The sequence below is a fragment of the Salinilacihabitans rarus genome (assembly GCF_024296665.1).
Taxonomy (GTDB): domain Archaea; phylum Halobacteriota; class Halobacteria; order Halobacteriales; family Natrialbaceae; genus Salinilacihabitans; species Salinilacihabitans rarus.
In genome coordinates this window covers 2789772-2808122 of sequence record NZ_CP100762.1, presented here as the reverse complement: position 1 = coordinate 2808122, position 18351 = coordinate 2789772, and the positions used below count along the sequence as shown (strand labels likewise).

The window sequence follows — 18351 nt, the reverse complement described above, 5'->3', positions numbered from 1 at the left end:
GGTCACCGATTCCGGCCGACGTCCCGCGAGTGGAGTTCGTCCTCGGCCTGCCAGCGACGGGGCCGGAGCGCGACGGCCAGCGCGAGGAGGTAGCCGACGGCGACGACCGCGGTGACCGCGAGGCCCGGAATCTCCCCGACTGCGGCGCTCTGGGGCCACGGCGCGTCCGCGAAGGCGGCGACCCGGACGGCCCACGCGCCGAGGATGATCGTGAACAGCAGCAGGTAGACCCGGCGCAGGCGGTGTGCGATCGCCTCCTCGGCGGCGATCTTCATCGCCGGCCGCCGGTAGTCCTCGCTCAGCCGCCGCCGCCACTCGGGGTCCTCGACGCCGGCGGAGGGGTCGAGCCCGTAGGCGAAGACGTTCCGCTGGAGCGTGCGGACGCGCCCGCGCCAGACGTCGTAGCCGCGGTAGCGTCGTGCCTCGATGACCAGGAACGCCACCAGCGACGCCGCGCCGAACAGCAGGACGTAGTGGGGATTGTTCTGGCTCGAAAAGGTCCACGTCAGGATCGCGCTCATGATGACGATCGCCCAGTAGGTCGTCTGATCGAGCCGCTCGCGCCAGAATCGCATCCGGTGGATCTCCCCGCGGTAGAGGTGTGCCACCGCCGAACTCGGCCCCATGTCGGTTTCGAGCAGTCCGCTGCCGACCTCCCGGTGGTCGGCGTCGGTCGGGTCGACGTCCTTCGCCGAGTCTCTGTCCGCGTCCATGCTCGTCGCCGCCCTACGCCGCCGACGGGCAAAGGCGTGGGGCGCGCCGGCTCAAGGTCGGTCCGGGTACCCGGCCGAGTCCGGGCGCGAGCGGGCCGGTATCGCCGCCCGCTCGCGGACGGCGGCGCTCCCGGCGTCCGTCGAACGCAAGAGGTAGGGCCCGTCGGCGATAACTGTCGAGCCGTGAACCGGAACCGAACCGACCTCGCGGCCGCCCTCGTGGTCGGCGCGGTCCTCCTCGTCGGCGGGGTCGCGACGTGGGGGGCCTACCGCCGGTGGGCGGCGCTCGACGAGACCATGGGGCACATGGGCGGCGGCGCCGCGATGCACGGGACCCACCCGGCGTGGTACCTCCTCGGGACGGTCCTCGTCGCGAGCGTCGTCGCGGGCGTCTACCTCGTCGTCCGCGATCAGGTCGTTCCGGCCGCCCCCGCCGGAACGGGCCGAACGCCGCGCGAGGACGAATCGGTGGACGCCGACGACGCGGACGCGGGCCGCTCGTCCGCGTCGTCGGCCGCCGAGCGGGTGCTCGACGTCCTGCCGGACGACGAGCGCCGGATCGTAGAGCCAGTGCTCGAATCGCCCGGGCTGACCCAGATCGAACTCAGGGACCGCGCCGACTTCTCGAAGAGCAAGGTCAGCCAGACCGTCACGGATCTGGAGAAGCGGGGACTGCTGTACCGGGAGCCCCAGGGCCGGACGTACCGCATCTACCCCGCCGACCGCCTCGAAGGGCGGCCCTGATCGGCCCGCCGGGACGAGACGGCCGAATCCGACCCGGACGAACGATCTTCGGTGAAAGAAACGATTAAATCGCCGCAAAAACGTTCTCGGACGGTCTCCGGAGTGAGTTCGCGCCCACAGCCGTAACTACGGCCCCCGCGTAGCTACGCCCGAGGTGAAACGTGATGAACTCCACAACTACGCGCCTGCTGTTGATCCTCGCGGTCGTCGTCGCGGTCCTCGCGGCCGCGACCGTCGTGACCGCCGAGACGAACGCGTCCGCCGACGGGCCCGACCGCGCGATGGACGGGAGCGGCGAGCGGTTCGCGTGGGCGTACGGACAGATGGCCGAACACGCGGGCGACCACGTCCCCGGCGTGCACGCGGCCGACCACGCGCCGGGTGAGCACGTGAACGAGGGCCACGGCGCCGCTCACGGTACGGGAGCGAACTGCTAGACTACAGCCCCGCGAGCGCGCGCTCGAACCGTTCGCGGGCGTCCTCGCCGATCGGATCGACCGCGGGGTCGTCCACGACGTCGAGCAGTTGCACGGGGTCGACGGCGCTGACGACGACGTCACCGTCGTCCTCGTAGACGACGACGTTACACGGGAGCAACGCCCCGAGTTCGATCTCCGCTTCCAGCCCCTCGTGTGCCAGTCCGGGGTTGCACGCGCCCAGAATCCGGTAGTTGCGAAACTCCTCGCCGAGTTTCTCCGTGAGCGTCTCGCGCACGTCGACGTCACAGAGAACGCCGAATCCCTCCGCTTCGAGCGCGTCGACCGTCTCCGCGACGACGTCGTCGAACTCGCCCTCGACCCGTTCGTTCAGAGTGTAGGACACACCGTGCAAGACGCCTCGGCGGCGGATCACCGTTGACCCGGAACTCGCAACGTCGGCCGAGCGCCGGACCCAAGGGATTTGCCCGCCCGGGACGAACGCCCCGCCGATGGCCTCCCGGCGTACGACCCGACTGCTCGGCGGTCTGTCGGCGCTCGCCCTGCTGGCCGGAGTCGCCGCGCTCCGGTGGCGGCGGAACCCGTCGCCGTGTCCCTACTCCCAGCGCGGCTGGCTCGACCTCCCGCGGCCGATCGTCACCCGGTCGCGACTGCGCGAGGTGCTGGACCCGCGGCCGGGCGAGCGCATCCTCGAAGTCGGCCCGGGGACGGGCTACTACGCGGTTCCCGTCTCGCGGTGGCTCGAACCGGACGGGACGCTGCACGCCCTCGACGTCCAGCGGCCGATGCTGGATCGCGCGTGCGAGCGGGCCCGCGACCGGGGCGGGCGCCTCGAACCGGTCCACGGCGACGCGCGGGCGCTCCCGTACGCCGACGACGGCTTCGACGGCGCGTACCTCGTCACCGTCCTCGGCGAGGTCCCCGACGGGGAGCGAGCGTTGCGGGAACTCCGCCGCGTGCTGCGACCGGGCGGTCGCCTCGTCGTCGGCGAACTGCTCCCCGACCCGCACTTCGTCCCGTCGGAAACCCTCCGGGAACGCGCCGAGCGCGCGGGGTTCCGGTTCGACGAGCGGGTCGGCACCCGGATCGGCTACTTCGCGCGCTTTCGCGTCCCGGCCTGATCGGCGTTCGAGGTCGGTATCTCACAGTTCGTACAATCTCGCGACCGTCGGGCGTGCCCCTCGGTAATTACGTGCACGGGCCCCGAACCCATCCACCGATAGCGTATCGCCCGTAACTCCCCTTCGTAGCCCACGAGACGCCCGGTCGGCCGAACGACGTCGGCCGTGATATTGCGTGGCTATATTGTGCAATACATACAAAACCCTTAAGCACCCGAGGGTACAACGAGGATCTGATGACGACCGATACGACTCCCGATTCGCCAGCAGGATCGTTCGACCAACCGGTGCACGTCGACGGCGCCGCCCACCTCGACGACCTCGTCGACGAGCGCGACGTCGTGCTCGTCGACTTCTTCGCGACGTGGTGTGGTCCGTGCCGGATGCTCGAACCCGTCCTGGAGCGGCTGGCGGACGAGACCGACGCGACGATCGCGAAGGTCGACGTCGACCAGCACGGCGCGCTAGCGGCCGAGTACGGCGTCCGGGGCGTCCCGACGCTCGTGCTGTTCGCCGACGGCGAGCAGGTCGAACAGCAGGTCGGCGCCTTGCCCGCCGACCGCCTCCAGTCGATGATCGAGGGGTACACGAACGAATGAGCGAGGAACCGCGAGAACTGGTGATCGCCGGGTCGGGGATCGCGGGCCTGTCGGCCGCGGTGTACGCCGCTCGCGCCGACCTCGACCCCCTCGTCCTCGAGGGCGACGAACCCGGCGGTCAGCTGACGCTGACGACCGACGTCGAGAACTACCTCGGCTTCCCCGAGGGCGTCGGCGGGATGGAACTGATCCAGCGGGGCCGCGAGCAGGCCGAACGCTTCGGCGCCGAGTTCGAGCACGGCCTCGTCGAGTCGGCCGCGGTCGACTCGCGGCCGTTCACCCTCGAACTCTCGACCGGCGAGACGGTTCGGACCCGGTCGCTGATCGTCGCGACCGGCGCGAGCGCCCGCTGGGTCGGCGCCGACGGCGAGGACGACCTGATGGGCTACGGCCTCTCGACCTGTGCGACCTGCGACGGCGCGTTCCACCGCGGCAACGACGTGCTCGTGATCGGCGGCGGCGACAGCGCGATGGAGGAGGCGCTCTTCCTCGCGAAGTTCGCCGACTCCGTCACGGTGGTCCACCGCCGGGACGAACTGCGCGCCTCGGAGATCATGGCCCGCCGCGCGCTCGACCACGACGCGATCGAGTTCGCCTGGAACAGCGAACTGCTCGAGATCCACGGCTCGCGCGAGGCGGGCGTGACCGGCGCGACCCTCGTCTCCCACCCCGACGGCCACCCGACCGAGAAACTGGAGGCCGGCGAGGACGTCGAACACGAGGAGGTCGACGTCCAGGGCGTCTTCTACGCCATCGGCCACGAGCCGAACACCGGCTTCCTCGAGGAGACGGCGGTCGACCTCGACGAGTCGGGTCACCTGCTGACCGGCGAGGGGACGCACACGAACGTCGAGGGCGTCTTCGCCGCCGGCGACGTGATGGACCCACGCTACCGGCAGGCGATCACCGCCGCCGGGACGGGCGCGATGGCCGCCCTCGACGCCGAGCAGTGGCTCGACGAGCAGGCGGCGGCCGCGGCCGAGGAGGCCGAGGAGGCCGTCGCGGCCGAACCCTCCGCGTGACGCATCGGCGCCCCGTCTCACCGACGCCTCGCTGAAGCCCCACCTCGTCGGCCGCTCCGGACAGGCCGACGACCCCATTATTTATATTCGTTTCACAGAGAGGGTAAGCGAGAATGAACGGTGGGGACGACGGCGAGCTTCCACCCACGGTGTGCGAGCGACTGGCGACGCTGAAAGCGCGTGGCTGTAACCTGCTGGTCACCGGCGCGGTCGCGCCCGAGGTGACGTTTCACGCCTCGCGGACGCTCCTCGGGACCGGCGGCGCGCGCGAGCGGGTCCTCGTCTGTCTCGACCTCGAACCCGACGCCGACCACTACCTCCGCGCCGGCTACGCCACCGAGCCGACGTCGATCACGGTGCGAAACGGCTTCCAGCGGAGCGTCTCCGGGTCGAGCACGAGCACGCCGTCGGACGACGAGACCCTGCTCGACCACCGGCTGCACCCGCTGCAAAGCCGGATCTGCGAGTCGATCGCCGACTCCGACGAGCGACGCGACGACCTCGAACCGGCACAACTGCGGCTGGGAGTCCTGACGCTGCGCCCGATCATCGAGGAGTTCGACCGCTACGACGTCGTGCGGTTCGTCCGCATCGTCGCGAACCTCGTCGAGGGCGTCGGCGGAATGGCCCACTACCACCTGCCGATCGAGGACGACGACCGGCTGGTCGAGGAGTACGCCGGCCTGTTCGACGGGCGCATCGAACTCAGACAGCGCGGACGGCTCCCGGCGGAGATGCGCTGGCACCTCCACGACGTCGGCCGCACGACGGGGTGGTTCCAGCTATGAGCGACGTCAAACAGCCGGAGATCCGGCCGCGGGGCGAGCGGACCCTCGAAATCTGGGACCCGATCGAGCGCTCGACGATCGGCTTCGGCTTCCCCGACCCCGTCGACCTCGAACCGGCGCCGACCGAGGACTTCCACTTCCCCGTCGAGTCGGCCGTGCGCTTCGAGACCTCGACGATCGAGTGCGAGAGCATCTGCGACGTCCACGTCTGGACCGCCGACGGCGAGTTCGTCTCCGAGGTGACCAACGGCCAGCCGCTCGCGCTACCGGACGGCGAGTACCTGTTCGACGTCACGGGGTCGATCAAGACCTACTTCCGGGTCGACTCGTCGATTCGGGTGCTCTCCGACGACGAGCGGACCTCGCTGCTGCTCGGAGACGAGACCGAGGTCGAACTCGGCATCCGATCGTTCCACGACCGGCCGGCGAGCGAGATCACGGTGCCCGACGACCCGTACGCGATGCTCGAAGCGGTGTCGTACTTCGGCGACTCGCTGCAGACGCTCTCGCCCGAGCGGTCGTTCCCGTCGCTGCGGGGCCACCCGCCGCGGGTGAACCTCGGCGACGAACTCGCGATCCCCGACGGCCTCTCGAAACCCGACTCGGGGATCACGCTCCAGCTCCCACCCTCCCCGCGTTACCTCTACCCGGCGACGCCGCTGGCGTACTACCTCGGGGCCGAGGTCGTCCCCGGGTCGCGACCGAAACTCGTGAGCGCGGGCGCCGAGCGGTCGTTCGACGACGGCGAGGGCGAGGCGTTCGACCGCGGCGTCGCCGAGACGCTCCAGCAGGTGTTCTTCCTCGACTGTGTCACCCGTACCGAGGGCTACTACCAGATCCACCTCCACGAGCGCGACCAGTTGCGGTGGCTCTTCGAGCGGCGGGGCGAAGCCGACGAACTGCCGGACTTCGCGGCACTGTACGAGGCCCCGATCGACGAACGCGTCGCCCGCTACCTCGAGGTGCCGTTCGGGTGTATCAAGCCGCTGCTCCCGACGTGGCGGCTCACCGCCGACGTCCAGCCCGACCCCGAGTACGTCGAGTCGCTGCCGTATTTGGCGGCCGACCTCGCGATCGTCAGGTGTCCCGACCCGACGCCGCTGGGCACCATCCCCGAGACGCCCGACGCGATCGAGGACTTCTTCCGGAGCGGGGCGGTCGAGCGCGAGAGTATCTCCTTCGTGGACGTACCGGGGACGGACTCGATCGAGCAGGCGTTCGTCGGCGACTCGAACCCGATCGCCGCGAACAAGGCGACCATCGACTCGTTCGAGGCCCGCCTGGACCGCGTCGCGAAACGGAGCGGGGAGATATCGGTGGCGGTCGTCGTCAACGACGAGCGGATGCACGCCGAGCGCGACGCCGTCCGCGACTGTTACAGCGCCCTCGAACACGCGGGCTCGACCGTCGAGTTCGTCGACGACGCGACGACCGAGGAGATCCGGGAGCTGTTGCACGCGGACATCGACTTCCTCCACTACATCGGCCACGTCACCGGCGACGGCATCTCCTGTCCGGACGGCCACTTCGATACCACGACCGGCGGCGGCTACGGCGTCGACGCGTTCATCCTCAACGGCTGCCAGTCCTACCGGCAGGGCGAGGGACTCGTCGACGGCGGCTGCGTCGGCGGCGTCGTGACCGCAAGCGAGGTGATGAACGACCCCGCCGTCGAGATCGGCGCGACGTTCGCCCGACTGCTCACCGACGGCTTCTCGCTGCGGGCGGCGACCGAGATCGCCAGCCGCCGGCGGATCGTCGGCAACCAGTACCTCGTGATCGGCGACGGCGGCTTCCGGATGGCCGAGCGCGTCAACACGACGCCGCTCGTCTGTCAACTCGAACGCTACGGCGACGACGAGTTCGAGTTGACGATCGAGACGTTCCCGAATTCGGATCTGGACATCGGCGGGCTGTTTACACCCCACATTCCCGGTATCGGGAAGCGATATCTCAACTCGGGAACGATCGACACGTTCGACGTGTCGAAAGAACAGCTGAAATCCTTCTTTAGCCCGACGGCGGTTCCCGTCGAGTACGGCGGCGAACTGCTGTGGAGCGACGAACTTCCGATCGACTGATCAGGGACCACCCAGCGTCGAGGAGTTTTTCGCCATAACGGGCGTCGCCTGCGCGAGCAGCAGCGCCAGCGTGAACAGGGCGCCGATCATCCGCGGGTTCTCTTTCAGGTACGTCGCAACCGTCGAGTTGCTGTCCTCGTGGGACATGCCTCGGGGTAAGACCGCTTGCAATATTATATTATTTAAATAGTTCTTATATTAGTTAGAAGTATATAACGAGGTAGAATATTGATATTTTCGGCAGGTGCCCGCTCACCAACGATCGAACGCGCGTGACGTCGCCACCGGCGGGCGATTCGCGACGACGGCCGCGAGAGCGGTCGCCGATCCCGCGGATGGCAAACCACAGTGATTATTTCTGATATATCGGCGTCACGGGCGTCGGCGTCGGATCGCGGTGGATGGAGCCGAACGGCGGTCGCCGTCGACGGTACCTCTAAGAACGTCGGGCATCGACGTACGCCCACTGTGAGTGCACCGATACGCCGCCTCGTCCTCGACCTCCTGAAGCCACACGAACCGGACATCGTCCAGTTCGCCGAGCGCGTCGCGGCCCGTCCCGGCATCGACGCCGTCAACGCCGTGCTGGTCGAGACCGATCGGGACGTGGACACGATCAAGCTCACCGTCGAGGGCGGCGACGTCGACCTCCCGGAAATCGAGGAGACGATCGACGGCCTCGGCGGGTCGATCCACTCGATCGACGAGGTCGTCTGCGGGGAGCGCCTGACCGAACAGAGCGAGACGCCACAGGACCGGTGACCGACGGGGAGACGAGATGACGGACCTCCGGGAACTGCTCGCCGACGAGGACGTCGCGTCGATCTCGCGCCGGTACTTCATCTCCAACGGGTTCGACGGCACGCTGACGAGTATCGGCGTCGTCGTCGGCGCGTACCTGTCGGGGGTGAGCGACGGCGCCACCGTCTTCCAGATCGGGCTCGGGGCGGCCGTCGGACTGGGCACGTCCGGCGTCTGGAGCGTCTGGGAGATCGAGCGCGCGGAGAAGCAGGCCGAACTCATGCGCATCGAACGCGCCATGCTGACCGATCTGGAGGACACGAAACTCCAGCGGGACCGCCGCGGCGCGCGCAAGATCAACGCCGTCGCGAGCGGGATCGGCCCGATCATCGGGATCATCCTCCCGCTGCTCCCGTTCTTGCTACACGGGACGGCGTTCTCGCTGCTTCAGGCGACCGTGGTCGCGGTCGGGATCGGCGTCGGACTGCTGTTCGGCTTCGGGGCGTACCTCGGCTCGATCTCGAAGCAGAACTGGGCGGTCGCCGGCGTCCGGATGGGGCTCGCCGGAATCTTCGTGGCCGTCCTCAACCTGTTCCTGCCCGGGTGAATCCGTGGTCCACGCGCCGCTGGCCGCGGCGTTCCCACGGGTCGAGAATCGGCGTTCCGGTTCAAGCGTGCGTGGGGATAACACGACCGCTTGGAGGGTGACTCTGTATGAAACATTCCACCGCCCCGCACGGGGAGACGTCCGTTTCGACCGCGGCGGGTGCCTCGGTGCTCGCCTACGACGTGCTCCGCGAGAGGGGATGCGATGACGTCGTCGTGGACACGCCGTACCAGACGAGCAGCACGTGGATCGTCCCGGCCGTCGCGGACGGCGAGCCGTGGCGCGTCCACGTCGACCCGGAGTCCGGCGCGACGCGCACGGTACGGGCCCGTAGTTGACCACCGGTCGCGGACGCTGCTTCTCCGCCGGCGATCCGGCGTCCGGCCGCCAGAACCGCGCCCGACGAACCGCTCGTCGAGCGGTCAGTACGGCGGCCGCTGTGCCCGGACGACGCCGGCCATCTCCTGGTGCTCGTCGGCCAGCAGTTCGTTCAGGTCGTCGGCCGTGATGATCCCGCGCAGGTTCCGGTCGTCGTCGACGACCGGCAGCCGGCGGACGCCGTACCGGCGCATCATCTCGGTCGCCTGGTAGAAGCCGTCGTCGGGTCCGATCGCGTGCAGGTCCGGCGACATCACGTCGGCGGCGTCGAGCGCCGCCGGATCGGCGTCGGTCGCCAGCACGCGGACCGTCAGGTCCCGGTCCGTCACGATACCGACCGGTGCGCCCGCCTCCGTGACGACGACGCTCCCGACGCGCTCGTCGCGCATGGTCGTCGCGAGGTCGCGGATCGACGCGTCGATGGATGCCGTGACCACGTCGCTTCGGGCGAGGTTCTGGACTGGCATAGTAGCCTCTACCCGTGCGTTCGTGACGAACCGTGATAGAATCGGACAGCGATTACCGGCCGGATGGAACGATGCTGTACGTTTATTCGGCGAGACGCAACCGGGATACCGCGGGCGCGCGGGAGAGCCGCGAATCTCAGCGCCCGGTCCCGCGTTCGAGCGACGCTCGAAGGGACTCCGTCTCCGCCCGCAGGCCGTCGCCGATCCGGACCTCGTAGGGCTCGGGGTCCTCGATGCGGCGAGTGGCCGCGGGGAGTTTTCGACGCCGCTCGGCCGCGGTCTCGCGGATGGCGTCGAGGTCCGGAAGCGGCGCGACCCGCCCGCCGCCGTCGAGGACGGTCACAAGCTGCTCCTCGCCGGGCAGGTCCTCGTCCCGGAGGCCGACGACGTCGCCGGCGTAGACGCCCTCCTCCTCGGTGCGCCGGACGCTCTTGGCGCCCGGGTACGTCACTTTCCCCGTCGAGAGCTTCATCGTCGGGCGCATCTCGCCGTCTCGCTCGACCGCAACCAGTTTGTAGACCGCCTCGACCTTCGGCGCGTCCGTGCTCGTGACCAGCGCCGTCCCCGGGCCGAACCCCGCGGCCACGCCGTCGCGCTCGAAGAACTCGCGGATCGCGTACTCGTCGACCCCCGAGGAGATGAACTGGTCGAGGTCGGGCGCGACGTCGGCGACCGCCCGGGAGAGCGCCGGCAGGTCGCCGGAGTCGAGGCGAACGCCCCGGAGGTCGACGTCCGCCTCGTCGGCGACCGCCGCCGCGAGTTCGGCGCCGGCGACCGTGTCGTAGGTGTCGATCAGGAGGACGCTCGCCGCGCCGTACTCGGCGACGAACGTCTCGAAGGCCTCGCGTTCGGTATCGAAACTCTGGACCCACGAGTGAGCCATCGTCCCGAACGCGGGGATGCCGAACAGTTCGGCTGCGGCGGCGTTCGACGTGCCGTCGAAGCCGCCGACGTACGCCGCCCGCGCCGCTTTCACCCCCGCGTCAGTCCCGTGGGCGCGCCGGGAGCCGAAGTCGACTAGCTGCTGGTCGTCCCCCTCGCGGTCGATCACGTCCCGCATCCGGCTGGCCTTGGTCGCGATCAGCGTCTGGTAGCCGATCTGGTTGATGACGGCCGTCTCGAGGAGTTGCGCCTGCAGGATCGGCGCCGTGACTTCGAGCAGCGGTTCGTTCGGGAACGCCGGCGTCCCCTCCGGGAGCGCGCGCACCTCGCCGGTGAACTCGAGATCCGAAAGCCGCGAGAGGAACGCGTCGTCGAACCCGAGTTCGTTCAGGAAGTCGATCGCGCGTTCCCCGAACGAGAGGTTCTCGACGTAGTGGAGGGCCTGTTCGAGGCCGGCGGCCACCGTGTAACCGCGGTTCGGGGGCAACTCGCGGAAGAACAGGCTGAACGTCGCCGTCGGATCGTGTCCCCGGTTGTGGTACGCCTGCATCATGCGAAGTTCGTACAGGTCGGTAAACAGCGGCCCGTTCTCCGGGGTCAGGAACCCGAACGTGGGTCGAGTCATCGGTACGGACGACCACGCGAGACGTTATAGTACGCCGCGGCAATTGTGCCGTGCCGGGGCCCACGGCGTCAGCGGACGACGGTCACGGGGATCGGCGCCTCACGGACGACCGTCTCGGCGACGCTGCCGAGGAGGACGCGCGCGGCGCCGGTACGGCCCTGACTCCCCATCACCACCGCGTCGGCGTCTTCGGCGTTGTCGACGATCGAGCGCGCCGGCGACCCGATGCCGGTCTCGGTGCGGACCGCCCCGTCGAATCCGGCCTCGGCCGCGAGGTCCCGCGCGCGCTCGAAGACCTCGTCTGCCCGTTCCTCCAGTCCCCGCTGGACGGCCTCGTCGTAGGCCAGTCCGGTCTTCTCGCTCGCCGCCGAGGAGTCGACGACGTGGAGGACGGTGATGTCGGCGTCGGGGTAGAGCTCCATCGCGTACTCGAAGGCCCGCTCGGCCGCTTGCGATCCGTCCATCGGGACGAGGACGTGGGTCGTCATCGCTCGGAGGTTTCCACGGACACGGGTAAAGTACCCCCGCCGGTACAGTATTGTACCGGGCGCCGGTAGGGTGGCCGGCATGGTCCTCTCGCTCCGGATGGGCTGGCGTAACGTCCTCTTCGCCAACTGGCCGGTCGACCCGGCGGTCGTCGACGCCCACGTCCCCGACACGCTGACGGTCGACACCTGCGACGGGCGGGCGTGGCTCTCGGTCGTCCCGTTCACGAACGTCGACGTGCGGCCGCGGCGCTGTCCCGCCGGGACGGGGGTGGCGCTGCCCGAACTCAACCTCAGGACCTACGTCACCCGCGACGGGACGCCGGGCGTCTACTTCTTCAGCCTCGACGCCGACGGCCTCGCCGCGGTCTGTGGCGCCCGACTCTTCCACCACCTCCCGTACTACTACGCGCGGATCACCCTCACCGGGGCCGACGGCCGGGTCCGGTTCAGGAGCCGACGGCGCCACCCTGGGGCCAGACCGGTACGCTTTGCGGCGCGGTACGGGCCGGTCGGGGATCGGCTGTCGGCCGAGGACGCCCTCGCTCGATTCCTCACCGAACGGTACCGGTACTACACCGAGTCGCCGGCCGGCGACCTCCGCTACGCCGACGTCGACCACGAGCCGTGGCCGCTGTACGAGGGCGAGATCGAGGTCGAGGAGAACGGCCTCTTCGCCGCGAACGGCTTCGCAGTCCCCGACGGCGACCCCGTCACCCTCTACAGCCCCGGCGTCGAGACGGTCGCCTCCGCGAGCAAGCGCGCGGAGTGAGCGGACCGGTCGCGGGTGCGACCGTCAGCGACCCGGACTGGCGGCTCGCGTACGTCGAGCGACACGACGACATTGTCGACTACGGGGGAAGCCGGGACGGCGTGACGACGCAACTCGAACCCGTCGGACCGAGGGCGTACCCTCACCGGTCGGTCGTCGCAGAAAGCGGGCGCGACGGGATTCGAACCACGCGAACGGCTCGTCTCACTCGCCGTTCTCTACTTCAAATCCAGCGTGCCGGTTCGCTCGTCGCTTCGTTCCTCGCTGCACGGGCGCGACGGGATTTGAACCCGCGGCATCTTGGTCCGGAACCAAGGACTCTGTCCACTGAGCTACGCGCCCTCGATTCGTACGTACCAACCGATCGTAAATAACGGTTGTGACTCGCTACTCGTCTTTCGCGTGCCGTGGTACCGTCACTCGTCGACGGCGACCGGCTCCGCGTCCGTGCGGGCGTCGTCGACGATGGACTCCTTCCACGTCCCCCGGAGGAACCAGGCGACGGCGACGAACGCGCCGACGACGTGACCGAGGCTCATGCCGACCCAGATGCCGGTCGCGCCCCAGCCGAGGACGAACGCGAGGACGTAGACGCCGGGAACGCGGACCCCCCAGAGGTTGAGCCACGAGAAGACCATCGCGGTCTTGGTGTTGCCGGCACCGCGGAACGCCCCGAGGACGACCTGCATCACGCCGATGAACGCGAACTCGACCGAGCGGATCCGCAGGTAGTCGGTCGCGAGCGCGACCGTCTCCGCGGCGCCCTCGACGTCGGCACCGATGAAGATCCCGTTGACCGGGCGCGCGAAGGCGACGGCGATCACGGCGACGCCGATCATCACCCCGCCGGCGGCGGCGGCCGAGAGGCGGACGGCGCGCTCGGCGCGCTCGGGCCTGTCGGCGCCGAGGTTCTGGCCGACCATCGTCTCGGTCGCCCGCGAGAGGCCGAGCGCGGGCAGGAAGACAAGCGAGATGAGCCGATTACCGAGGCCGTAGGCGGCGACGACCGGCGGGGCAAACGAGACGACCATGCCGGTCAGCACGACGAGCGCGAGCGCGTTCGCCGACTGTTCGAGCGACGTCGGCACGCCCAGCCGGGTGATCTCCCAGACGTTCTCCGCGTTCAGCCGCAGGTGCGAGAGCGAGGCGTCGGGGCCGACCTCGCTCGCGAACAGCACGTAGAAGCCGATGATCGAGGCGACCCCGCGCGAGAAGACGGTGGCGACCGCCGCGCCCGCGACGCCGTAGCCGGTGAAGCCGGTGGCGGCGTACAGCGACGCCTCCAGCCCGCCGAGGCCGAGCCAGCCGAACAGGGGGTTGTCGGCGAACCCGAAGATGAGAAACGGGTCGATGAGGACGTTGATGAGGACGCTGACGAACATCAGCCGCATCGGCGTGACCGTGTTGCCGTAGCCACGCATCAGCGCCTCGAAGACGTAGAAGCCGAACAGGAAGGGGAGCCCGAGGAAGAACACCTGCATGTAGTCGGCCGCCAGCGGGATGACCTTCGCGGCGGTCTCGGGGTCGCTCGGCAGCAGCGACAGCGCGGGGCCGGTGTAGAAGTAGCCGACCGCGCCGAGGACGACCGCGAGCAGGCCGACGAACGCGATGGTCTGGCCGGCGAACAGGCCCGCCGAGCGCTCGCTCTCGGCGCCGGTGTACTGGGCGACCAGAATGCTCCCCGCGGTGGTGAAGCCGCCGGCGACGGCGATGAGCAGGAAGACGAGGGGGAAGGCGAGGCTGATCGCGCCGACGGCGTCCGCCGACAGCTGGCCGAGCCAGAGCGTGTCGGCGAGGTTGTACGCCACCTGCAGGAGCTGGAAGACGACGATGGGCCACGCCAGCCGGAGCAGCGGGCGGCCGAGCGCGCCCTCCGTGAGCGAGTCCTCCACGTCGGCGGGCGAGCGGTCCTCGGAGTCGGAACTCCCCGTCACTGTATTTCGAAACGAAAAGTGAGCGTATCAATGCGGCGATTTCGGTCGCGCGGACCGGCGAACGAGCGCTTCGACCGGCGAGCCCGAGAGCGTCGTGTCAGGGCGTCTCGCTCGTCTCCAGCGAGAACTCCCCGCGCGGGTAGGCGACGCAGGTGAGCACGTAGCCGTTCGCGAGTTCCTCGTCGTCGAGCATCTCCTGGCCGTCGTGTTCGACGTACTCGCGGGCGTCGCCGTCGACGACGTGGCCGCCACAGGAGAGACACTGCCCCTCCCGGCAGGCGTACGGGAGGTCCCAGCCCTCGTCCTCGCCGGCCTCCAGCAGCGTCTCGTTGTTCGCCACCGCGACCGTCTCGCCTTCCTTGACGTACTCGACGTCGAAGTTCTCGACCTCGTCGTCGGGGATGTCGGCGGGGCTCGTCGTCTCCTCGGCGGGGGCCTCCTCGCCTTCCTCGAGTTCGCCCTCGGCCTCGCCGCCGACGGCGACGGCGCCGCCCCCGGCGCCGATGGCGCGGTTCATCGGCGCCGGGAACTCCGTCTCGGAGACGGTCCGGGCGCGTCGTTCGAGCACCTCGTCGGTGACGTCCTCGCGCGGCGTCCACGGCGGCCCCGGGAGGAAGTGCAGGACCGCGACGGCCAGCGTCAGCGTGACCGCGATGCCGAGAGCCAGGGGGTCGACCATGGGGCGACGTTCGACGCGCCGCCGTAACTGTATTTTCCGCCCGGCCGGAGAATGTGTCCGGACGCGACAGGTCCGCTCCCGGGACCGGCGTGGCCGAATACGGCACCGGAGCGGCGGGCGGATCCTGCACGATTGTTAACGTTTACCCGATCATGTCACCCCGGGTTTCTGTTCGTCGGGAATGACGACGCGCTTTCACGTCGGCGTGATCGGAGATTGTGGACGTGGGCCGGTCGCTCGGGCGGGCGAACCGCGCCGAGACGCCCACGAAACTATGTCAGAGAGATCCGATCGCGAACGCGCCGAAACCGCGGAAGAGAGCGTAGAGCGGGTGAAACGGTACGTGAGCGCGACACACGACATCGCCGAGAAACTCGAGTTCGAGGACGAACTCGACTTCCCGGACGTCGTACACCTCGACCTGCCACAGCGGCGTCGGTTCCTCGCTGGAACGGCGGCCGTCGGGACCGCGGCCATCGCCGGGTGTAGCGGCGACGACGACGGCGACGACGACACGGAGGACGGCGACGACGGCGGGTTCGACGACGAGTCGGTCGAGACGTTCGAGCTGACCGCCTACCAGTTCGGGTTCGAACCCCAGGAGATACACGTCTCCGAGGGGGCGAACGTCCGGATCGACTTCGTCGAGTCGACCTTCGAGGAGAACTCGAACTTCGAGGTCCACGACTGGCACCTCGCGGAGCCGTACGACCTCCACGCCGTCCTCCCGAAAAACGAGGACCCGAACGAGGTGATCGACTCCGTCGAGTTCACCGCCGACGAGACGGGCGTCTTCCCCTTCGAGTGTACGACCTACTGCGGGGACGGACACGCCCAGATGAAAGGCGAACTCCTCGTCGGCGAGGACGTCGACTCGATCGACTACCACAACCTCGAGGACATCGCACAGACCCACGAGGTGCTCACTCCCGCGTCCGACCTCGTCGACGCCCCCCAACACGGCGTCGAGGACCTGCTCGACATGATGGTGGTCGTCGAGCGCGACAACGCGTCGGTTTCGATGATCGACATGGCGAACCACGAGGTGATCGGCCGGATCGAGGACGTCGGGCAGGCCATCCACGTGATGGACTTCCCGAACACGCTCCCCGACAACGAGCGCGAGGGGGCGTACGCCTACACGATGGCCCGCGACGGCTACATCTACAAGCTCGACCTGTGGGGCCTCGACCGCGTCGCCCGCGTCCGTGCCGGCACCGACGCCCGCGACATCGCGGTGTCCCACGACGGCCAGTACGTCGCCGCCGGCTTCTACACCCCGGGTCAGATCCTCATCACGGACGCGGACGACCTCTCGCCGATCAAGCAGATCTCCACCCGCGGCATCGACCTCGACGGCCAGTACGTCGAGAGCCGGGTCTGTGCGCTCTACGACTCGCCGAAGTACGAGGTGTTCGTCGCCGGGCTGAAGGAACTGGGCGAGGTGTGGCTGATCGACTACACCGACGACGAGTTCCCGGTCGTCGCCGAGATCGACTGCGCGCGGACGCTCCACGACGGCTTCTTCACGAAGGACGGGCGGTACTTCATGATCGCCGCCCAGAGCGACGACGTCGTCTCGGTCGTCGACCTCGAGGAGCGAGAGCGCGTCGCGAACATCGAGACCGGGGCGATTCCCCACCCCGGCCCGGGCGCGCTCGACCCGAAACGCGACCGCGCGTTCACGACCCACCTGGGCGACGAGAACGTCACGACCGCCTGGAGCACCGAGACCTGGGAGGTCGAGAAGCGCATCGACGTCCCCGGCGGCGGCCTGTTCCTGCGCAATCACCACGACTGTGACTACGTCTGGTGTGACGTCGCGCTCCGGGACGACCCCGACCTCGACCAGTTGGTGTACGCCATAGACCGCGAGACCCTCGAGGTCGACGATGACCTCGTGATCGAGACGGGAAGCGAGCACGCGATCCACCCGATCTTCTCGAACGACGGTCAGGAACTCTTCGTGAGCCACTGGCCCGAGGGCGAGATCCACGTCTACGACAGCCACACCGGCGAACACCTCGACGCGATGACCGACCTCCGGCCGGTGACGGGCAAGTTCCCGTGCCGCCGGGCGGACAAGTACGAGGTCGACTGACGACACGCATGTCACGACCCGCACCGCCCGACGCGTCCGCCGGCGTCGAGGGCGAACTGGCGTTCGTGAAGCTGATGCGCGACCGCGGGTTCGCCGCGGTCGACGTGGACGGCCGCGAGGAAGACGACGGCGAGTGCGAGTTCGTCGCCCGCGTCGGAGAGGGTCGCCACCCGCACGGCCTCGCGTTCGGCCCGCGGGGCCGACGGGCGTACCTCGCGTACGCCTCCTCCGGGACCGTCGAGGCCGTCGACGTGCGCTCGTCGTCCGTCCTCGACCGGACCGACGCGGTCGGTACCGCGCCGATCGGCGTCGCCGCCTCCCGCGACGGCCGGTACCTCTACGTCACCGGCTACGGCGACCTGCCGGACGACGACGGCCCCGGGGTGACGGTGTTGCGGACGCACGCCCGCGACGACGGCCGGTTCGAGCCGGTCGCCCACCTGCCGATCGGCAAGGGCGCGGGCGTCGTCGTCGACGCCGGCGACGACCCGTGGGTCGCCCTGAAAGACGACGGCGCGGTCGTCCGCCTCGACGGGCGCCCCCCGTTCGACGTCCGGGACCGACTGTCGGTTCCGGGCGAGCCACAGGACCTGTCGTACGCCCCCGGCTACCGGCTGCTCGGCGTCAACGACGTCGACGACGGGAGCGTCTCGTTCGTCGACCTCGCCGAGCGCCGCGTCGTCGCCACCGTCGACGCGCCGAACCCGCGCGGCGGCGCGGCGTCGGCGGCCCACGACCGCTGGTTCGTCGCCGACACCGAGGGCGACGGCCTGACCGTCGTCGACCTCGCCGGCGAGCGGCCGACCCGCGAGACGCGACTCCCGCTTGGCACGCCGACGGCGTTCGTCGACGTCGCCCCCGGCGGCGCCCACGTCGCCGTCGACGCCTACGAGGACGACCGCGTCTCGTTCGTCGACGCCGGCACGCTCGACGTCGTCGCGCGCGTGCGGACCGGGGAGACGCCGCGCCACCCGGCGTTCGCCGCCGACGGCCGGCGGTGCTACGTGGCGAACGTGGACGACGACTCCGTGGCGGCGATCGACACGTCGTCGCTCCGCGAACCGGGCTCCGACCCCGACCCCCGACTCCTCGCGCGGGTCGACCTCCCGACCGACAGCGCGCCGTCGAGTTGTTTCCTGACCGAGCGACCCCGCCGCGGAGCGGACACCTGACAC

The 18351-nt window shown here is 69.5% G+C and carries 21 protein-coding genes and 1 tRNA gene; 13 read left to right on the top strand and 9 right to left on the bottom strand.

The genetic code is table 11. From position 1 onward, the window contains the following. Positions 1-2 precede the first annotated feature (2 nt). Positions 3-713, bottom strand: coding sequence for a DUF2270 domain-containing protein (locus tag NKG98_RS14735; RefSeq protein ID WP_254766703.1), 711 nt, complete (start codon positions 711-713; stop codon positions 3-5). A 183-nt stretch (positions 714-896) separates the two neighbouring features. Between NKG98_RS14735 and NKG98_RS14730 the strand changes: the two genes are divergently transcribed. After that, a complete protein-coding gene (locus NKG98_RS14730; RefSeq protein WP_254766702.1) occupies positions 897-1457 on the top strand; it encodes a helix-turn-helix transcriptional regulator in 561 nt (186 codons plus the stop codon). A gap of 164 nt (positions 1458-1621) precedes the next feature. Next, positions 1622-1894, top strand: a complete 273-nt coding sequence (locus NKG98_RS14725; protein WP_254766700.1) for a hypothetical protein — start codon at positions 1622-1624, stop codon at positions 1892-1894. Between the two features lies 1 nt (position 1895). On the opposite strand, the gene NKG98_RS14720 is transcribed toward NKG98_RS14725, so the two are convergent. Beyond that, positions 1896-2279: a DUF302 domain-containing protein gene (locus NKG98_RS14720; protein WP_254766698.1), complete on the bottom strand. Its 384-nt coding sequence runs from the start codon at positions 2277-2279 to the stop codon at positions 1896-1898. 106 nt (positions 2280-2385) lie between these two features. Between NKG98_RS14720 and NKG98_RS14715 the strand changes: the two genes are divergently transcribed. The 5 genes from NKG98_RS14715 to NKG98_RS14695 all read left to right on the top strand — a co-directional run bounded on the left by NKG98_RS14715 (position 2386) and on the right by NKG98_RS14695 (position 7505). Continuing rightward, positions 2386-3015, top strand: coding sequence for a class I SAM-dependent methyltransferase (locus tag NKG98_RS14715; protein ID WP_254766692.1), 630 nt, complete (start codon positions 2386-2388; stop codon positions 3013-3015). 236 nt (positions 3016-3251) lie between these two features. Further along, complete coding sequence (gene trxA / locus NKG98_RS14710) at positions 3252-3614, top strand: thioredoxin (RefSeq protein ID WP_254766691.1); 363 nt, start codon at positions 3252-3254, stop codon at positions 3612-3614. Then, positions 3611-4636, top strand: a complete 1026-nt coding sequence (locus NKG98_RS14705) for an NAD(P)/FAD-dependent oxidoreductase (RefSeq protein WP_254766690.1) — start codon at positions 3611-3613, stop codon at positions 4634-4636. The genes trxA and NKG98_RS14705 overlap by 4 nt, the downstream gene beginning before the upstream one ends. Positions 4637-4749: 113 nt before the next feature. Continuing rightward, on the top strand, positions 4750-5424 hold the full coding sequence (locus NKG98_RS14700; protein ID WP_254766689.1) for a DUF7504 family protein: 675 nt from the start codon (positions 4750-4752) through the stop codon (positions 5422-5424). Next, positions 5421-7505, top strand: coding sequence for a hypothetical protein (locus NKG98_RS14695; protein ID WP_254766688.1), 2085 nt, complete (start codon positions 5421-5423; stop codon positions 7503-7505). Before NKG98_RS14700 ends, NKG98_RS14695 begins: the two co-directional genes overlap by 4 nt. Here the strand turns inward: NKG98_RS14695 and NKG98_RS14690 are convergent, their stop codons facing one another. Next, on the bottom strand, positions 7506-7652 hold the full coding sequence (locus NKG98_RS14690; protein ID WP_254766687.1) for a DUF7503 family protein: 147 nt from the start codon (positions 7650-7652) through the stop codon (positions 7506-7508). Positions 7653-7973: 321 nt separating this feature from the next. Here NKG98_RS14690 and NKG98_RS14685 point away from each other — a divergent pair, with 321 nt between their 5' ends. The 3 genes from NKG98_RS14685 to NKG98_RS14675 all read left to right on the top strand — a co-directional run bounded on the left by NKG98_RS14685 (position 7974) and on the right by NKG98_RS14675 (position 9191). After that, positions 7974-8267 (top strand): DUF211 domain-containing protein, encoded by a 294-nt coding sequence (locus NKG98_RS14685; RefSeq protein ID WP_254766686.1) that lies wholly within the window; start codon positions 7974-7976, stop codon positions 8265-8267. A 16-nt stretch (positions 8268-8283) separates the two neighbouring features. Beyond that, positions 8284-8853 (top strand): VIT1/CCC1 transporter family protein, encoded by a 570-nt coding sequence (locus NKG98_RS14680; protein WP_254766685.1) that lies wholly within the window; start codon positions 8284-8286, stop codon positions 8851-8853. A gap of 107 nt (positions 8854-8960) precedes the next feature. Continuing rightward, on the top strand, positions 8961-9191 hold the full coding sequence (locus tag NKG98_RS14675; RefSeq protein ID WP_254766684.1) for a hypothetical protein: 231 nt from the start codon (positions 8961-8963) through the stop codon (positions 9189-9191). An 84-nt stretch (positions 9192-9275) separates the two neighbouring features. Here NKG98_RS14675 and NKG98_RS14670 read toward each other — a convergent pair whose 3' ends face one another. From NKG98_RS14670 to NKG98_RS14660, 3 genes are all read right to left on the bottom strand, one after another. Beyond that, positions 9276-9698 (bottom strand): CBS domain-containing protein, encoded by a 423-nt coding sequence (locus tag NKG98_RS14670; protein WP_254766682.1) that lies wholly within the window; start codon positions 9696-9698, stop codon positions 9276-9278. A gap of 136 nt (positions 9699-9834) precedes the next feature. Beyond that, a complete protein-coding gene (locus NKG98_RS14665; RefSeq protein ID WP_254766681.1) occupies positions 9835-11205 on the bottom strand; it encodes a nicotinate phosphoribosyltransferase in 1371 nt (456 codons plus the stop codon). Between the two features lie 68 nt (positions 11206-11273). Beyond that, on the bottom strand, positions 11274-11693 hold the full coding sequence (locus tag NKG98_RS14660; protein WP_254766679.1) for a universal stress protein: 420 nt from the start codon (positions 11691-11693) through the stop codon (positions 11274-11276). Positions 11694-11772: 79 nt separating this feature from the next. Here NKG98_RS14660 and NKG98_RS14655 point away from each other — a divergent pair, with 79 nt between their 5' ends. Further along, on the top strand, positions 11773-12462 hold the full coding sequence (locus NKG98_RS14655) for a YqjF family protein (protein ID WP_254766678.1): 690 nt from the start codon (positions 11773-11775) through the stop codon (positions 12460-12462). Between the two features lie 269 nt (positions 12463-12731). On the opposite strand, the gene NKG98_RS14650 is transcribed toward NKG98_RS14655, so the two are convergent. The 3 genes from NKG98_RS14650 to NKG98_RS14640 form a co-directional block, all read right to left on the bottom strand. After that, positions 12732-12804 (bottom strand) — tRNA-Arg (locus tag NKG98_RS14650). A 74-nt stretch (positions 12805-12878) separates the two neighbouring features. Continuing rightward, complete coding sequence (locus NKG98_RS14645) at positions 12879-14396, bottom strand: MATE family efflux transporter (RefSeq protein WP_254766676.1); 1518 nt, start codon at positions 14394-14396, stop codon at positions 12879-12881. Between the two features lie 97 nt (positions 14397-14493). Beyond that, positions 14494-15075: a 2Fe-2S iron-sulfur cluster-binding protein gene (locus NKG98_RS14640; protein ID WP_254766674.1), complete on the bottom strand. Its 582-nt coding sequence runs from the start codon at positions 15073-15075 to the stop codon at positions 14494-14496. 274 nt (positions 15076-15349) lie between these two features. Between NKG98_RS14640 and NKG98_RS14635 the strand changes: the two genes are divergently transcribed. Both NKG98_RS14635 and NKG98_RS14630 read left to right on the top strand, forming a co-directional pair. Continuing rightward, the gene (locus NKG98_RS14635) at positions 15350-17176 is read left to right on the top strand and encodes a cytochrome D1 domain-containing protein (protein ID WP_254766672.1); all 1827 of its coding nucleotides are present in this window, start codon (positions 15350-15352) and stop codon (positions 17174-17176) included. 8 nt (positions 17177-17184) lie between these two features. Beyond that, on the top strand, positions 17185-18348 hold the full coding sequence (locus NKG98_RS14630; protein ID WP_254766671.1) for a YncE family protein: 1164 nt from the start codon (positions 17185-17187) through the stop codon (positions 18346-18348). Positions 18349-18351 lie beyond the last annotated feature (3 nt).

Excerpts from the sequence above, each read along its gene's own strand:
- NKG98_RS14735 (WP_254766703.1), bottom strand. The coding sequence starts at position 713 with ATGGACGCGGACAGAGACTCGGCGAAGGACGTCGACCCGACCGACGCC.
- NKG98_RS14725 (WP_254766700.1), top strand. The coding sequence starts at position 1,622 with ATGAACTCCACAACTACGCGCCTGCTGTTGATCCTCGCGGTCGTCGTC.
- NKG98_RS14715 (WP_254766692.1), top strand. The coding sequence starts at position 2,386 with ATGGCCTCCCGGCGTACGACCCGACTGCTCGGCGGTCTGTCGGCGCTC.
- trxA (WP_254766691.1), top strand. The coding sequence starts at position 3,252 with ATGACGACCGATACGACTCCCGATTCGCCAGCAGGATCGTTCGACCAA.
- NKG98_RS14705 (WP_254766690.1), top strand. The coding sequence starts at position 3,611 with ATGAGCGAGGAACCGCGAGAACTGGTGATCGCCGGGTCGGGGATCGCG.
- NKG98_RS14700 (WP_254766689.1), top strand. The coding sequence starts at position 4,750 with ATGAACGGTGGGGACGACGGCGAGCTTCCACCCACGGTGTGCGAGCGA.
- NKG98_RS14695 (WP_254766688.1), top strand. The coding sequence starts at position 5,421 with ATGAGCGACGTCAAACAGCCGGAGATCCGGCCGCGGGGCGAGCGGACC.
- NKG98_RS14690 (WP_254766687.1), bottom strand. The coding sequence starts at position 7,652 with ATGTCCCACGAGGACAGCAACTCGACGGTTGCGACGTACCTGAAAGAG.
- NKG98_RS14680 (WP_254766685.1), top strand. The coding sequence starts at position 8,284 with ATGACGGACCTCCGGGAACTGCTCGCCGACGAGGACGTCGCGTCGATC.
- NKG98_RS14675 (WP_254766684.1), top strand. The coding sequence starts at position 8,961 with ATGAAACATTCCACCGCCCCGCACGGGGAGACGTCCGTTTCGACCGCG.
- NKG98_RS14670 (WP_254766682.1), bottom strand. The coding sequence starts at position 9,698 with ATGCCAGTCCAGAACCTCGCCCGAAGCGACGTGGTCACGGCATCCATC.
- NKG98_RS14665 (WP_254766681.1), bottom strand. The coding sequence starts at position 11,205 with ATGACTCGACCCACGTTCGGGTTCCTGACCCCGGAGAACGGGCCGCTG.
- NKG98_RS14660 (WP_254766679.1), bottom strand. The coding sequence starts at position 11,693 with ATGACGACCCACGTCCTCGTCCCGATGGACGGATCGCAAGCGGCCGAG.
- NKG98_RS14655 (WP_254766678.1), top strand. The coding sequence starts at position 11,773 with ATGGTCCTCTCGCTCCGGATGGGCTGGCGTAACGTCCTCTTCGCCAAC.
- NKG98_RS14640 (WP_254766674.1), bottom strand. The coding sequence starts at position 15,075 with ATGGTCGACCCCCTGGCTCTCGGCATCGCGGTCACGCTGACGCTGGCC.
- NKG98_RS14635 (WP_254766672.1), top strand. The coding sequence starts at position 15,350 with ATGTCAGAGAGATCCGATCGCGAACGCGCCGAAACCGCGGAAGAGAGC.
- NKG98_RS14630 (WP_254766671.1), top strand. The coding sequence starts at position 17,185 with ATGTCACGACCCGCACCGCCCGACGCGTCCGCCGGCGTCGAGGGCGAA.